The 16,572-nt window shown below is 61.6% G+C and carries 8 protein-coding genes and 1 tRNA gene; 4 read left to right on the top strand and 5 right to left on the bottom strand.

Annotated features, from left to right (window positions below; translation table 11 throughout):
• Positions 1 to 67 precede the first annotated feature (67 nt).
• A tRNA-Phe gene (locus ASG19_RS04020) sits at positions 68 to 143 on the top strand.
• Positions 144 to 462: 319 nt separating this feature from the next.
• The gene (locus ASG19_RS04015) at positions 463 to 1,818 is read left to right on the top strand and encodes a pilus assembly protein TadG-related protein (protein WP_062453853.1); all 1,356 of its coding nucleotides are present in this window, start codon (positions 463 to 465) and stop codon (positions 1,816 to 1,818) included.
• 52 nt (positions 1,819 to 1,870) lie between these two features.
• Here ASG19_RS04015 and pbpC read toward each other — a convergent pair whose 3' ends face one another.
• Both pbpC and ASG19_RS04005 read right to left on the bottom strand, forming a co-directional pair.
• Complete coding sequence (gene pbpC / locus ASG19_RS04010) at positions 1,871 to 3,952, bottom strand: penicillin-binding protein 1C (RefSeq protein WP_062453852.1); 2,082 nt, start codon at positions 3,950 to 3,952, stop codon at positions 1,871 to 1,873.
• Positions 3,953 to 4,093: 141 nt separating this feature from the next.
• Positions 4,094 to 9,559, bottom strand: coding sequence for an alpha-2-macroglobulin family protein (locus ASG19_RS04005; protein WP_062453851.1), 5,466 nt, complete (start codon positions 9,557 to 9,559; stop codon positions 4,094 to 4,096).
• Between the two features lie 351 nt (positions 9,560 to 9,910).
• On the opposite strand from ASG19_RS04005, the gene ASG19_RS04000 reads away from it, so the two are divergent.
• The gene (locus tag ASG19_RS04000) at positions 9,911 to 11,245 is read left to right on the top strand and encodes an aspartate aminotransferase family protein (protein WP_062453850.1); all 1,335 of its coding nucleotides are present in this window, start codon (positions 9,911 to 9,913) and stop codon (positions 11,243 to 11,245) included.
• Positions 11,246 to 11,339: 94 nt separating this feature from the next.
• On the opposite strand, the gene ASG19_RS03995 is transcribed toward ASG19_RS04000, so the two are convergent.
• Positions 11,340 to 12,926: a sorbosone dehydrogenase family protein gene (locus ASG19_RS03995; protein WP_062453849.1), complete on the bottom strand. Its 1,587-nt coding sequence runs from the start codon at positions 12,924 to 12,926 to the stop codon at positions 11,340 to 11,342.
• 3 nt (positions 12,927 to 12,929) lie between these two features.
• On the bottom strand, positions 12,930 to 13,370 hold the full coding sequence (locus ASG19_RS03990; RefSeq protein ID WP_062453848.1) for a DUF2231 domain-containing protein: 441 nt from the start codon (positions 13,368 to 13,370) through the stop codon (positions 12,930 to 12,932).
• Between the two features lie 123 nt (positions 13,371 to 13,493).
• Between ASG19_RS03990 and ASG19_RS03985 the strand changes: the two genes are divergently transcribed.
• Positions 13,494 to 14,087 carry a DNA-3-methyladenine glycosylase gene (locus ASG19_RS03985; protein WP_082476179.1) on the top strand — a complete coding sequence of 198 codons (594 nt, stop codon included), beginning with the start codon at positions 13,494 to 13,496 and terminating at the stop codon, positions 14,085 to 14,087.
• Positions 14,088 to 14,097: 10 nt separating this feature from the next.
• Here ASG19_RS03985 and ASG19_RS03980 read toward each other — a convergent pair whose 3' ends face one another.
• The gene (locus ASG19_RS03980; protein ID WP_062453846.1) at positions 14,098 to 16,572 is read right to left on the bottom strand and encodes a cellulose biosynthesis cyclic di-GMP-binding regulatory protein BcsB; all 2,475 of its coding nucleotides are present in this window, start codon (positions 16,570 to 16,572) and stop codon (positions 14,098 to 14,100) included.

Raw genomic sequence — 16,572 nt, 5'->3', positions numbered from 1 at the left:
CGCTTCCCGGGGATACAAACCCTGGCCGGTCAACCAAGGACCGGAACGGCTTGCATAAAGCCCGGATGCCCGGATAGCTCAGTTGGTAGAGCAGCGGATTGAAAATCCGCGTGTCGGTGGTTCAAATCCGCCTCCGGGCACCATTTTTTATCAAGAAAATGCCTCTGTTGATCGAGTCCAGTTGAAGGCGATTTGTCTCGTCTTTGCAGATCCGGGCATCTCTACCACTCACCTGCTGTTCGTCAAAAATGCTACTCCACAAGGATCGGCCGACTTCTTTGGTGAGCGGCCTCCCGTTCCCCACCACTGGCCACGAGACCGGGCGCCGCAAAAACACGTTTCGTTAACAATTTCAATTAGCTACTTTAGTAACAAACATTTGAAACGGTGGGAGCTGATCGAATGCTCTGATCGAAATGCAGCATGATGCCGCTATAAAAACTAAAAGGCAGATTGCGGTTTATGCTTGCAAAATTGAGGTCTATTTTTTCCTGCACCCGGGGCAATTTCGGCGTGCTCACCGGCCTTATCATGGTTCCTTTGATCGGTAGTGTCGGATTGGCAATCGATTTCGGACGCGCCCTGGAGGCAAAATCCTATCTCGATGCCGCTGCGGATGCTGCGGTACTTGCTGCTGTCTCCGAAAAATCCGCAGCGGTCGCAAAAGCCATGAAAATGGCCGAGGACGGTACTGTCGCCATCGCGGACACCGAAGCCAAGAAAATCTTCAAATCTCAGTTGTCGGCCAGATATGGGGACAACATGGAAGGTTTGTCGAGCCTGCTGATCGACGTCAAGCTGGAGCTGGTAAAGTCCGACGGTGTCGTCACATCGAGACTGAAATACGCCGCCACTCTACCCACGACCTTTACGCGAATCCTCGGCAATGACGAGATGGCGATTTCGGGGCAAGCGACCGCAGCCTACCTGATACCGAGCTTTCTGGATTTCTACATGCTGCTGGACAACACGCCATCGATGGGGGTCGGCGCGACTGCCGACGACGTGGCGAAACTGGAAGCTGCAACGAAGAATGGATCGGATGGGAAAGGCAAGGACGCCAACTGCGCTTTTGCATGCCACATCGTTTCGACGAGCGGTGTCGCCGACAAAAACAGCTATTACTATCTCGCCAAAGAAGTTGGCGCGACCATCCGCATCGACGTTGTCGCGGAGGCGGTCTCCGCGCTCATGACAACGGCGCAGGAGACTCAGACCGTTTCAGGCCAATTCAAGATCGGTGCCTATACGTTCGGACAAACCTCTGCCGATGCCCAGTTATACACCGTTTCCGAGCCGACGAGCAATTTCACCTCAGTGGCAAAGGCCACGAAGATGATTGAGCTGATGAGCGTTCCGAGCCATTCGTCGCCGAACGGGCAGACCGACTACAATGAAATACTGTCCAAGATCGGCCAAAAGATCAAAACCGTCGGTGACGGGAGCAGTTCGGCGGATAGACAGCCAATCGTTTTCCTTGTCGCGGACGGCGTTGGAGACGCATACCGTTCCGATTGTACAAAGAAGCTCTCATCATCCAACGGCGATCGCTGCATGGAGCCGTTGAATGCCAGTCATTGCAACGCCCTGAAGGCGCGCGGAATAAAGGTCGCAGTCCTGTACACGACCTATTTGCCTCTGCCCAAAGACGGTTTCTACAAGAAGTGGATCGCACCCTTTCAGAAGGAAATTCCAACGCAGATGCAATCTTGCGCCACGGAAGGCTACTATTTCGAGGTCAGTCCGACCGATGGCATAAGCGAGGCAATGGATGTCTTGTTTCGCAAGATCGTGGGCCGTGTACGGCTGACAAGCTGACGGGCCTGATCATTCCGATCTCGGTCCGGTTCACTCCTGGCCTAACCTGCCCTCACTCCACGAACACCCGCACGGTTGCAGCCCGGCCGGCGGAATCGATCACCGTCAGTGTCGAGAAGCCCGCGCCTTCGGGTAACCAGTTGTTGGTGCGGCGGCGGGAAAGATCGGTGAGGGGTTTTCCGTTGGCCAGCCAGCGGAACGGCGGGCGGCCGCCCTGCAGTTTCAGCACCAGCGGCGAGATCTCGCCGGTTTGGGCGCCGAGATCCACCTTGGCACCCTCGGGGGGATAGACGATCTGCGGCGCGGCTTCGCGGGTCGAGGCGCTGATCAGGCCGCTTGCCGTCATCGAGAAGCGCCGCTGGCCGATCGGCAGGTCGGATTGCGCCAGCCGTGACGTGGCTGATGGTGGCGAGGGATGCGGCGTGATCGCGACGCCGGAGCGGGCAAATGCCTCGAACAGGATAGGCGCCGCTGTCTGGTAGCCGGCGATGCCGGGAACCGCACCATTGTCCGGCCGCCCGACCCAGACACCCAGGACATGGCGTCCGTCATAACCCACCGACCAGGCGTCGCGGTATCCGTAACTCGTGCCGGTCTTGTAGGCGATGCCGAGGCGGCGGCTTCCGGTTGGCGGCAGCACATCCGAAAGGATGTCGGTGACGTTCCAGATCGCCTGAGGCTCCAGCAATGGCTCGCTGTCCAGACGCGCCGCGACAGTGTCGATGCCGTTGCCGAGCCGAACGGGCTGGCCGCCGTTGGCCAGAGCGGCATAGGCCTGAACCAGATCCTTTAGCGTGATGCCGACCCCGCCAAGCCCGATCGCAAGGCCCGGCGCCTCGTTCGGGGGAAGCACCGGTTGTACCGCGGCCCGTCTGAACCGGATCATCAGACGCGACGGGCCGACGGCATCGAGCAGTCGGATCGCCGGAACGTTGAGCGACAGCTGCAACGCCTGGCGCACCGTGACATCGCCCTGATAGCTCATGTCGAAATTCTTCGGCCGATAGCCGAAGAAATCGGCGGGTCGATCCTCGATCATCGTTTCTTGCGCCACCAACCCCTGTTCAAATGCAAGTCCGTAGATGAACGGCTTCAGGGTCGACCCCGGCGACCGCAGCACCCGTGTCATGTCGATCCAGCCGGCGCGGCTGGCATCGAAATAGTCGGCCGAACCGACCTGGGCGACAATTTCGCCCGTCATCGCATCCGCCATGACCATGGCGAGCGATGCTTTCGGTTCGAGCTTCGCCGAAGCTTCCCTCGCGACGTCTTCCAGCTTCTGCTGAATGCCGCGTTTAAACGTGCTCTGGTATCGCGGCACCCCGGGCTGTTTACGGATTGCGGCTTCCGCCATATGCGCGGCAAGCGCTGGCAGTTGCAGTCTTCGCCGGGGGAGGCCGTCATGGGATGCCCGTTCCGCTTCCCCTTCACCCGTCAGCGACGCCACGGCCGGCCTTGAGAGAACGCCTTGACGGGCCCGCATGGCCGATTGCGGGTGCCGGTCCGGCCGTCGCGTTTCCGGCGATTGCGGCAGGGCGACAAGCAGAGCGGCTTCCGCCACTGTCAGCCGCCCCGGCTCCTTGCCGAAATAGGCAAGGCTTGCAGCCCTCACGCCTTCCAAATTTCCCCCATAGGGTGCGTAGGTGAGATAGAGCTCGAGGATCTCCTGCTTGTCGAGACGGCGTTCGATCTGGATGGCGCGGGCGATCTGCAGAAGCTTTGCCGAAAAGGATCGCGCTTCCCGGGGCTCGATCAGACGCGCGACCTGCATGGATAGCGTCGAGGCGCCGGAAACGATCCGCCCGTTGACGAGAAGCTGGAACGCCGCGCGGCCCATCGCCTTCAGGTCAATGCCGCCATGCTGGTAAAACCGCTGGTCCTCATAGGCGACAAGCATTTTCAGGAATCGCGGATCGACATCCGGGATCGAGGTCTTCAGACGCCAGCGGCTTTCGGATGTGGCAAATGCACGGAGCAGCAGCCCGTCCGCGTCAAGCACCTCTGCCGATACGGTTTGCGCCTTGTCGAGCGGCGGCGGATAGGCGCGGTCTGCAGCGTCAAGTCCAATCGCCAGCCCCGCCGCGAGCGCGACGCAAAGACCAAGACCCAACGAATACGTCCATCTGCGTCTCATGGCATTCTTCTTGTCGTCCTGCCGCTGACTGCCTCGACTTCACTCTGCAAGGCGATCGTCATTCGAGGCTCCCCGGTCGCAATCTCATGCTGCAAGCTGCCACCCCGGTGAGGCGGACGGCAGCCACCTGCCTGTCGTCTCTCACGGCGCTGCCACCACCTCCATCTTGCCCATCGCCGTCCTTGCGGAAAGCTGCGGGCGGTACATGTCGTCTACCTGCGCCGCCGGATGATCGTAGGTGCCGGGTGTCACGGCGCGTACCACATAGGCGAGCGTGATCTTGCGGTTGTCACCTTCTGCGCGGTTGAAGGCTGCAACGAAACGGTCGTTGCGGAACTCCGTATGGGCGGCCTGCACCTCTTCGATCCAGTCGAAATTGGCAAGGCTGGCGCTGTTGACGATGCTTGGGTTATCGATCTCGAAACCCGCCGGCAGGAGATCGGTCACGACAATGCGCGACGGCCAGTCGTTTGTCTCCGTGACGTTGAGAACGACGACATAACGCGTGTTCTGCTGCGCCGTGCTGACATTCGCCTCCTCGCCATCCATTGTGTAATAGGTGCGCGTGATCTCGAAACCATCGCCGCCGGCAGCTAACGGCTGCGCCGGGGCGGCAACCGTGGTGATGGCGGCAGACAGCTTATCCTTGCTGTCGTTGCGAACCGTCAGCGGATGGTCGAGCAGCACGTCGCCTGGCATCTGCGACATCAGCGTCCCGATGTGGGCCGCGCCGTTGACGCTGAGACGCAGGTCTTCGTCGCCGTTCTGCAAGGCCCGGGCCGCCAGCAGCATCCAGGTCTGTTCCTGCGTGCTTGTATGTTTCTTCGCCACCCATTCCTTGGCAACGACATTGGCAAGTGCAGGCACGATCGGCGGCACCGGCCGACTTTCGGCGGCCAGCGCCAGAACCGCTGCACCATCTCGCAGCGAGGAGCCGTAATCCGAACGGCTGAGGCTGACTTTCTTGATCTGCGCATCTTCCGACATCTGCAGCGCGTCGTTGAAGATGGTGCGTGAGCGCTGGGCATCGCCGTAGAGCGAAAGTGCTGCAGCGATATGCGCCTTGGCAAGCGGTGTCGGGAAGTCGCCGAGCATCGTATCGGCGTAATAGCGCAGGTCGCTGATCGCAGCCTTGCGGTTGCGCGCAAGCACGTAGAGCGCATAGGCAATCTGATTGCCCTGGTCGGCGACATTGGTCGTGTAGGCCAGCGTGTTCTGCAGATTTTCGAGCGCCTGGACGAGAGGCTTTTCAGGCACGTCGAAACCCTGTTCGCGGGCCCGCGACAGGAAGTCGGTGATATAGGCGTCCAGCCAGAGATCGGTGCCGGCACCATCAGGTCCCCAAAGCCCGAAACTGCCAGCCGATGCCTGGAAGGAGAGCACGCGGAAGATCGCATCCTGGACGCGCTTCTTGACCTCGGCATCATCGGCAAGCCCGTTCTGAACCGCCATCTGGCTCAGATAGAGAAGCGGAAGTGCCCGGCTGGTCGTCTGCTCGGCGCAGCCATAGGGATAGCGGTCGAGGCTCATCAGCAGCGCCGGAATATCGAACGCGTTGGAGCGGCTGACATTGACGCTAACCGAGGCGCCCTGAAGCACGCTGTCGGCAAGAAGGTTGGAATCCACCGTTACGCTTGCGCCGGGCTTCAGATCCACCAGCCGGCGCTCCGTCACCGGCATGGCCGCCGGGCGAACCGGGATGTTGAGAACCTGATCGACCGACAGGCCGGAAGCATTCGAGACCCGGATCGAAACAGTGCCGTCGCCGGGACCGATTCCCACCAGCGGCAGCGTCACACTCGTTTTTCCGCCGGCCGCCAGTTCGACCGGCTTGATCGCGCTCTGGCCGACCGCAACCGGGTCGTTTGTCGTAATGCCTAGATCATAGGTGCCGGCGGGTCCGTCGGTGTTGACAATGTCCAGTCTGAGGTTGCTGTCGTCTCCCGGCGCAAGAAAGCGCGGCAGGCTGGCGGTCACGACGATCGGATCGCGGATGATGACGTCTTTCACCCCGTGACCGACCCCGGATTTCGACCAGGCGACGGCCATGACGCGCGCCGTGCCGTTGAACTGGGGAATGTCGAAGGAGACATTCGCCTTGCCTTCTGCATCCAGCTTCACCGGGCCCGAGAAGAAAGCGACCAGCTTTTCCTTCGGCGGGCTCGCCTGCAGCGCGATGCTGCCACCATCGCCGCCGGTTCGCAGCCGTCCCGTGGCACCAAGCGAGCCATCGATCAGCCGGCCGTAGATGTCACGGATTTCGAGCCCGAGACGGCGCTGGCCGAAATACCAGTCGTCCGGCGCCGGTGGCACATAGCGGGTAAGATTGAGGATGCCGACATCGACGGCTGCAATCGTCACATAAGCGTCTTCGTCGGCGCCGGCACCGGTTACGGCGACTGAGATATCCAATGGCTGGCGCGGCAGGGTTTTATCCGGTGCCGTGATCGCGACCGCGAGATCGCGCGCTTCCGGATCGACCTTCAGCCAGGTCACGCCGATTGCCCGCATCGGCATACGGTTTTCACGCGCAGCACCCGGGCGGTAGAGTGTCGCAGTCACATAGGAACCTGCTCCCCATTCCGCCGTGACGGGGATCTCGATCTCTCCGCCGGTCTCCGCAAGGCTTGCCGTCTTGACCGCGGTCAGCTGCTCGGAGCCTGCAATGATCATCAGTTCGCCGGCATAACGCGAGGAAACCTTGAGCTTGGCAGTATCGCCGACCTTGTAGCTCGGCTTGTCGAGGGCAATCTCCAGCGCGTCGGGCGTCTCGGTCGACGTAGCGGTCACGAACCAGCCGGCATCGAACTCGGTGCTTGAGGCCGGGCCGCCGGCATCGACCGTCTCGACTTCCAGGCGGTAACGGCCCCATGCGACCGGAACCGAAATCCGGCCGCCGTCAGCAGTTACGTCAACGCTGCCATTGGATACCTGCTTGGTGCGGGTGATCGGCTCGTAGCGCCAGGAACTGCCCTCACGATACCACTGATAGTCCTGCTCGACCTTGACCAGCTTCCACGGCAGGCCTTTCGCGGCCTGCTTTGCTCCGGTCTCGTCCACGAGAATGACGTTGAAACTGCCAACCGCGCCCTCGGGCAGGTCGCCGGAGAACTCGGGCTTGATGCCGATCCGCGGCCCGTCCGCCTTGACCGGCAGCGACAGGGTCCGCTCGATCGCGCGGCCGCCCGATTCTTTCATGCGCACGACGATATCGGCATTGATCAGCTTGGTGGTCGAGGGAAGCTCCGCGACATCTGCTGGAAACGATGCCTTGCCGTCTTCATCGGTATCGTCGAGTGCCTCGAGCGGAATGCGGACGGTTTCCGCCTGTTCCTCATCTGCAAGGCCGAACTGGTAGCCCGGGAAGGCTGCATTGTCGCGGGTCGGCTTGAGGGCGATCTCGCCTTCCAGGCCAAGTCCCGCTGCCGGTGCGCCATAGAGGAAACGTCCGTCGATCTCGACCGTAGCCGGTTCGCCGACCACGATTTCCTTCGCCGCGCTGGTCATGTCGAACTCGATGCGATCGGGCACGAAATCATCGACCAGAAACGTCTTTTCGCCGATCGCCGAGCCCTTCGGATCGGTAAACACCTGCATCGTCCAGGTGCCGCGCATGGACGTGTCCTGCAGGGCGAGATCGAGCGTGTAGCCACCGAGCGCGCCTGACTTCACCATGCGGCGATCCTCGACGCCATCAGGGCGCAGGAAGACGAAGGTGAGCGGCAGGTTGTCGATTGCGGTCGCATCCACATTGCGGGCAAGGGCGCTCGCATGCACCGTCTCGCCTGGCCGGTATATGCCGCGTTCGGTCCAGGGCAGAAGATCGATCGCGCCGGGTGCCGGCCGGCCGGTGACGCCGCGATCGGAGAGATCGAAGCCGGCGCGGCTCATGTCGAGAAACACGTAGTCCTGGCCGCTGTTTTGCGCCGTCAGCACCGCCGGCACCATGGCCGCGGTCCCGCGCATCAGGCCGGCCGTAAACGTGGCACGGCCATCGCCATCGGTCTTTGCGGTACCGAGCACTTCGTTATTCTTGGCGAGAAGCTGCAGATCGACGCCGGCAATCGGCTTGGCCGAACCGAGCGAACGGGCAAACACACTGAGTCCGTCCGTGCCGGCATAGGTCGTCAGCCCGATATCGGAAACGACGAACCACTGCGTCGCCTTGTTATCCCATTCCTGCGAAATGGCGTTGGCGGCCGATGCGGTCAGCACATAGACGCCGGGCTTGCGGTTCGGCAGCGCCTCGTCAACCGGGAAACTGGTCGCGACATCCTTGTTGAGCTCGCGGTTGGAACCCGGGCCGAGATCGATCTTGCCCTGCCAGACGAGTTCGCCGTTTTCCTGCTCGATGCGGTCGGCGGTGTAGCCGCTCATCTGGGTCAGAAACTCCGAGTCCGTCAGAAGCGGCGCAATATTGCGGTCACCGATCCGGTAAAGCTTGAGATCGGCCGTTTCGGTATTAACCGAAACGATCGGAATGCCGCGCCGGGCCGTGGATGGCAGCACGAAACTGTCGCCGGTAAACCGCACTGTCGGAGAGCGATCCTTGACGTAGAGGTCGAGATCGACCTGTGCTGGCAGCGGTTCATCGACGGAGGAGGGAAGGCCACGCCGCAGCGACAGCTTGTAACGCTGGCCGTGGGTCAGACCCTCGACGCAGATCTGGCTGTCCTTCGCCTCCATCGCTTTCGGCGCCTTGCCGTCCAGCGTCACGAAGGGTGCATAGTCGACGCCGGCCTTTACCAGAGGATCGGAAAACTGAACGCAGGCGCGCGGATTGGCGCTGTCTGCATCGACCGTGTTGCCGGTCACGCGAAAACCGTGGCGCTCGCGAAGGTCGTTATAGGATGCCTGCACCGTGCGGGCGCTGACCAGCGCAAGGCTCTGCTTGTAGGCGGAAAGCGCCTGGCGGTAATTCTGCTGCTTGGCAAGCGCTGCGCCAAGAACGGCAAGCGCATCGGCTCTTGCCTGCGTCGTGCGGGTCAGAAGATAGCCGTTGATGGCGCCAAGCGTTGCATCGCCGTCTGCAGAGCTGTTGCCGTTGGCAGTGGAGGCGGCGCGGGCAAATTCGATCCAGAGTGCGCCATCATCCGGCGTCAGCGACAGGGCGCCTTTGTAATTATAGATCGCATTATCGAAGCGGCCTGCCAGAAGTTCGGCCTGCGCGTCGGTCTTCAGTCTTTCGACATCCCGGCCCTGCTGGTTGTCACCAAGCGTCAGGCCATCCTTCTGCTCGCGGGCCTGCTGAAGCAGTTCTTCCGTCAGAAAGGAGAGCCGCGGCGCCGCTCCGATATCCGGTTCCGCCGCCACTTCGACGATCTTGCCGGCGACCGCGCCTATAAACGGATTGAGCTGAGCGTGGTCGGACTTGAGAAAGCACCACTTGCCTTTGACATTATAGGTAAAGGCGCGGCACTGGTTGTCGCCGATACAGGCGGTTTCGCACTGACCCTGGCTGACATTCTTGACGGTCCGCAGATCAAAACCCGAATAGTCCCCATCCGCCGTGGTCTCTATCCGCCGCTCCGCCGCAGTCAGAGGCAGCGCCAGAACGAGAGACGAAAACAACAATGCGGAAAGTCCGAAGATCGCGCGCCTAGACATCAAAAGTCCCCCCGGTGGCTGCCGTCCAAGTTATGTTGTCGGATCTGAGTAAGCACTTGTCAACGGAAGTAAAGCCAACCAGCAGATGCAGTTTTGACTATTTCTACGCTGATCGATTCGACAACGTTTGATCCGAGGTTGAGGCTATCGAGATGACAGCACACGGTTTTCCTCGTCGCGACAATCTACGCCTCGGTATCCGGCCGCATAGCCCTGAGCGGGGGGGGCATTTCACCCAGATTGACATCCGCTTTCGGATGCCCTTCCCGCACGAGATGCACCCCCACCACAAAAAGACTTGTTCGCCACCAAAAAATCCGTGACATCTACCCTATCGAACAGGAGGCTTTCATGGACCACGCGAGCAAGACAAACGCGCTCAATCTTGACAATTTCTGGATGCCGTTTACGGCAAACCGCCAGTTCAAGGCGACGCCGCGTCTGCTCGCGCAGGCGGATGGCATGTATTACACCGATGTCGACGGCAACAAGGTTCTCGACGGCACGGCGGGGCTGTGGTGCTGCAATGCCGGCCATGGTCGCAAGAAGATCGCACAGGCCGTCGAACGTCAGCTCACCACCATGGATTTTGCCCCGACCTTCCAGATGGGTCATCCCATCGCGTTCGATTTCGCCACGAAACTGGCGGAGCATGCGCCGGGCGGCGCCTCCGCCAGGCTGGATCGTGTCTTCTTTACCGGTTCCGGTTCCGAATCTGTCGATACCGCGCTCAAGATCGCCATTGCCTATCAGCGGTCGATCGGGCAGGGGACCCGCACCCGTTTCATCGGTCGCGAGAAGGGCTATCACGGCGTCGGCTTCGGCGGCATTTCGGTCGGCGGTCTCGTCAACAATCGCCGTGTCTTTCCGCAGATCCCGGCAGACCATATGCGTCACACGCTCGATATCGAGCGCAACGCCTTCTCGAAGGGCTTGCCCGCGCATGGCATCGAACTTGCCGACGATCTCGAACGTCTCGTCGGACTGCACGGGGCGGAAACCATCGCAGCTGTGATCGTGGAGCCGATGTCAGGCTCCGCCGGCGTCATCCTGCCGCCCAAGGGCTATCTCGAAAAGCTGCGCGCAACGGCCACGAAACACGGCATTCTTCTGATTTTCGACGAAGTCATCACCGGCTTTGGCCGTCTCGGCATGCCGTTTGGCACGGATTACTTCGGTGTCGTGCCGGATCTCGTCACCACCGCCAAGGGCATTACCAACGGGACGATCCCGATGGGCGCGGTGTTTGCCAGCCGCACGATCTATGACGGACTGATGGCAGGGCCTGAGAACGCGATCGAGCTGTTCCACGGCTATACCTATTCCGGCCACCCGGTCGCTTGCGCCGCCGGTCTAGCGACCATGGAAATCTACGAGGAAGAGGGCTTGTTGACCCGCGCTGCTGGTCTTGCTGGCGAATGGGAAGAGGCGCTGCACTCGCTGAAAGGCCTGCCGCACGTCATCGACATCAGAAACCTTGGCCTCGTCGGCGCCGTCGAGCTGGCATCGCGCGAAGGCGCTGTGGGAGCACGTGCCTATGATGTCTTCGTCGATTGCTTCCAGAAGGGGCTGCTGGTCCGAGTCACGGGCGACACGATCGCGCTGTCGCCGCCGCTGATCATCGAAAAGGAGCAGATCGGCACCATCGTCTCGATGCTCGGTGATGCGCTCAAGCGCGCGGCATGACGGCGACCTTAAAAAGAAAGTGCAGCCGGTAGGCGTTACCGGCTGCACATGAGTTCGTCTGTCTAGCGTCGATAAGCGCGAGACCGTTTCCGGATTAAGGCCTTGCTGCTGGCGCAATGTCGGTTTGCGACGGCTGCAGCGTATCGCTTTTACCGGACACTGGGGCCTGACCGGTCAGCCGCTCTTCTGCAGGGGCGGTTGGTGCGGCGAGTGCCGGTTCCGTGGAGCCGGTCGTCCCGTTGGCCGGAGGACTCACTGCTGCAACGGGTGCCCGATCCGTCTTGTCGGTGGTCGCGGCCTGCTGTGCGGTTGCCGCGGTCTGGTCGGTGCCGATCGGCTGCGGAATGACCGTGCCGTCGGCATTGGCGACCCGCCAGACCGTGTTGCCGGAATCGTCGGCAACCAGAAGCGCCCCCGTTCCATCGATCCCGACACCGACAGGTCTGCCGCGCGCCTGATCGTTCTCGATAAAGCCTGTCACGACGTCCTGTGCCTTGCCAACAGGCTTGCCGTTTTCGAAGGGCACATAGACGACCTTGTAGCCATTGAAGTGATCCCGGTTCCAGCTGCCATGTTCGCCGATGAAGGCACCGCTTGCGAAGGCGGACGGCATGGCGGAATTGGCCGAAAACGTCAGGCCGAGTGCTGCGACATGGCTGGACAGCGCGTAGTCCGGCGCGATCGCCCTTTCGACCATGTCCGGCCGTGGCGGGTGAACGCGAACGTCGACATGGTTGCCGTAGTAGCTCCACGGCCAGCCGTAGAAGCCATCTTCCTTCACCGACGTCATGTAGTCCGGCACCAGGTTCGGACCGAGTTCATCACGCTCGTTGACGACGGTGTAGAGAACGCCCGTATCCGGGTTGAAGGCAAGACCATTCGGGTTGCGTAGGCCGGATGCGAAGACGCGTGCCGCCCCCGTCTGACGATCGACTTGCCAGATCGCGGCGCGGCCCTTTTCAGCCTCGAGCCCGTTCTCCACGATATTGGAGTTCGAGCCGACCGAGACGTAGAGCATCTTGCCATCGGGGCTGAGCGCCAGATCCTTAGTCCAATGGTGGTTGATTGGCCCGCCAGGAAGCGGGGTCAGCACCTTTGGCGGCGCGGTAATCTCGTTCTGGCCGAGTTCATAAGGGTAGGCGATCACGGCGCTGGCCGAGGCCACGTAGAGCGTATTGTCCACCCAAGCCAGGCCAAACGGGGAATCGAGCTTGGTCAGAAGGTCGTGCCGTTCATCGACCGTGCCATCGCGATTGGTATCGCGCAGCAGAGTGATGATATTGGTTTCCTTCTCAGCGCCAATATCGCCGTGGGCGATCGACATGATCCAGCCGCGGATGAAATCCTTCGGCCTCGAGGTCGGCTCGCCTGCCGGTGCCTTGGATTGCACGACAAGCACATCGCCGTTCGGAAGCGTGTGGACGGTGCGCGGGCTCGAAAGATCCTTGGCGTAAACGGTAACCTTTAGGCCTTCAGGAACCTTCGGCGTTTCGCCATCCTTCCAGCCGATCACTTCCGCGACTTTCAGGTCGGGGATGAGCGGGTGCGATGGTTCCGGCAGGACAGGATCGGGGCCAATCTGCGAGTTGACGTCGAAGTCATTGCTTTGGGAAAAGGCCGGCAAGGCGGTGCCGAGCGACAGCGAAAGCGCGGAGGCAAAGAGAATGCGGGACGGCTTCATGGATCAGATCCTCCAGGCCAGGCGGGAATACTTGCGGGCGGAAATCGCGGCGGCGAAAACCGAGAGAACGAATGTGACGACAGAAATCGCCAGTCCGTAAGGCACAACGGCCGTCCAGCCGTCGCCGGCGTGAACAAGGCTGTTGAGGAAAGCCAGCGCCAGAATGACGATATAGATGACGATGGTGAGAAATGCCGGGCGCAGCGGCCGCGTTCTTGGACGAAGCATATCCAGCAGGCCGGCGACGATTGCGACGCCACCGAAGACAAGGCCGGCGAACAGAAGCCAGGAGGAAAAGTTCTGCCACATCAGGTGACCATCGCTTAGCCAGAAGGCCAGGTCGGTCCCGAGTGTCAGGGTGAAGCAGACGAAAGGAAAGGGAACGAAGAGGGACTGCAGCGGATACGCCGCAGAGTCTCTGTTATCGGAAGAAAAAACAGTCATGAAAACGCTCCGGGAGGCAAAGAGCCAGGGAATGGACGCCAACCCGTGACGACGCCCTTTGTTCCCTTGGCGCTATCGAGTGGTTAGGTTGGATCATGATCCACAGAAATGGTGAGGCACGACATGACACTGGCAGCCGGATTTTTCACGCGGTCTGCGGTGGATGTGGCGCGCGACCTGATCGGCGCTGAATTCGAGCTTTCGGGCGTCGGCGGCGTCATCGTCGAGACCGAGGCCTACCAGCCGGATGATCCGGCATCCCACAGCTTTCGCGGGCCGACGCCCCGCAACCTTGCCATGTTCGGGCCGGCCGGTCATGCCTATGTTTACCGTTCCTACGGCATACACTGGTGCGTGAATTTCGTTTGCACGCCGGGCAGCGCGGTGCTGATCCGGGCCTTGCAGCCCGTGAACGGCATTGCCGAGATGGAACACCGGCGGGGCAGGGCGGAGCCCCTGCTGTTATGCTCGGGCCCCGGACGCGTCTGCCAGGCGCTGGGAATTGGTATCGAGCATGACGGCCTGTCGCTCATGGAAGCGCCTTTCCGGCTTGCTCCGCCGGTAACGCCGCCCTTGGTGGTCGCGGGACGGCGGATCGGAATATCGCGTGGTATCGACCAGCCGTGGCGGTTCGGCCTTCAGGGATCGCTGCATGTCAGCCGACGCTTTACCGGCAAGGGAGGGCTGCCGGAGGACCCGACAGCCGCACGGGATTGACCTGCCGTGCCTATTTCCGACCGAGCCGGGTCAGCAGTCCACCGGTTGCCAGCCCCACGAGAATTGCACTCGCGACGAGAAGCAGTCCGTAGGACATGATGTTGTCCGACAGCCAGTTCGTTGCGATCAACCGTGCATTCGAGAGTGAAAAGTTTGCAGTCGGCGTGAAGTGGAACCAGTTGACCGGAACAATCACCGGATCTGCTTCGGAAACATCGTGCACGGACACGCGTCCGTCGAGTTGGTTCCACGCTTCGCGTGCCGAAAAGGCCTCCATCCCGGCAGAAAGCTCATCGCCCGTCGCGCCGATCACCGCCGTCCAGGTGCCGGTTTGGGTCGGATCGTTTTCCTGTGCGATGATCATTCCGGCGGTTTTCGGCGGCACATAGATCGCGTCACCTGCCGGCGCAAACCGCAGCATCGGTGCGGAGAGGTCAAAGTTCCGCTTGGCCCAATCCGCCACGGAAGAAAGCTGTCGGCCGAAGAAGTTGTTGCCGTTGCGATCCTGCCAGTCCTGGAGCGTCAATGACGCCCGGTCGGCCGGGACGTGATCGCTGTTCTCACCCCAGCTACCGCGGCTTTTCTGCTCGATGCCGAGATCCGTCAGGATATTGGCTGGAAATTCGGAGATCGCGCCGACAAACAGCGCATTGCGCCCGGCGATACGCGCCGTTGAAATCGTCACCGAGACCGGTATTGCCCGATGTGACGCGGTCGCGATCTTGCCAAGGAAAGTTGCCGCAGATCCGAGGGTCTTTTCATCGATCCGGCCGAGGAACAAAGGAACGGACTCGGTGCCGGTCGAGTAAGGAAAGCCGGTGCCCGACGTAGCGCCGAGATTGGGGACGCGCGCGATGCGGGCGAAATCCGGCATCTCGAACTGTGAAGTACCGAAGAGAGCAAACCGCGTGCCTTCATTCGCAGTGGCACCCGGCGCGCAGGCCTTGTCCGACGCCGTCAGCAGCGCAGCTTCGAGCGTGATCGTGTTGACCCCAGGTTTGAAGTGACGCAGCGTCAGCTTGATCGGCAGGTGGCGCAGAATGGCGCCTCCGTCCGAGGTGATCGGAACGGTTGAGGCAATATTCCCATTGACGAAGACGTCGATGTGACTGCCCGGAAGAACCTCCGACACATAGGCGGCATCCAGCAGAATGCGCGCTTCGCCATAGGCGTTCGCGTAGAAATCCGCCGGGACGCCGATTGTGAACTCGGTACGGTAAAGCCGCCCGGAAAACTCCTCGCTGCTGACCCCGAGAGAATTGAAATCAATCGATTTCTCGGCAAACAGAAATGGCGTATCGATGCCGCGCCAGCTCGAGGTCGCCAGTGTATCGCGGCGCTGGATGCTGCCGCCATCGGTGGAGGCAACGAAACTGTCGATAAGGCCCTGAAGCGCCGGCCAGCTGGGTCCCGACAGGACCAGAGCGGAGGATCCGTGCCCGGGGTAATCGGTAAAGCTTGCAACGGCTGCACTGGAAGCGGCTGCCGCCAGGTTCGGAAGGATCGGTCGAAGTTCGTCCGGTGTCCCCACGAAGACCGCAAGTTCGCCGGGCCTCAGATCGGGTGTAATGGTTTTCTGGAATGAAAACGACTGGTTCGGCATGCCGCCCACCAGCGATAGTCCCTGCGCAAGCCGCATCAGAACATCCGTCGCGCCCAGCTGGTCGAGCGCCGGCACAATCAAGCGGAATCGCGTCTTTCCGCTGCCGTCGACGCCGACCGCCCTGACATCGTCCAGTCGGTTGAACCGGTCGCTACGCTCGTCGTCGAACGCCAGGAACGTCCGCTTCGGGTCGATGTCGGTCCAGAGTTCGAACGTGGATTCGACCGTGCAGTCGGTGCGGTGACGCTGATTGGCCGCGAACCGTACCATATTGCCGCCCGCCTTCAGAACGCCCGGCGGTATGTCGAGCACCCGTTCGAACGGCTGGTCGGGCGATGCAATCTTGTCGCCATAGATCTCGACGTCGTTGATCGTCACGGAAAGTCGCGAGGCCTCCGGCGCAACGACGATCGAGTTCTGGTATGTGAGGTGCAGCTTTGCACCCGTCGCCGCCTGCTCCTCGGTCAGGTAGACGGACCAGGAACGCTGCTGGACCTCGCCGTTCAGGCGCAGCGACGGGGCAGGGATGAGGTAGCGCCGCGCCGTTTCGGTCGAAGCCTTGGCTGCCGCCTGAGGAGCAGGGGCCGTTACCGGAGAGGGAGAAGCGGTGGCCGCCGGTGCCGGTGCCGCGGGCGTTTTCGGAGCGGCTGGAATGGGCCGTTGAACCTGTGGCACAGGTGCCGGAGCCGGGGTTTGCGGTGAAGGCGGCGCGGTCGGGGTTACACCTTGGCGGGACCGCTCCGGACCCATGTCGAATGGCGATGATGCGGTGGCCGGCGATTGACCGGGTTGCTGCGCAAGCGACGAGACCGACAGGGCGCCGGTCGATGCCAGCATGGCCGCGACGAAGAGAAGGCGGGGGAAGCGTGTATTGATGATCAT

The organism is Rhizobium sp. Leaf306, from assembly GCF_001423425.1.
GTDB lineage: Bacteria > Pseudomonadota > Alphaproteobacteria > Rhizobiales > Rhizobiaceae > Neorhizobium > Neorhizobium soli.
Note: the sequence above shows the minus strand (reverse complement) of the source record. Positions and strands in the feature narration are given on the sequence as shown.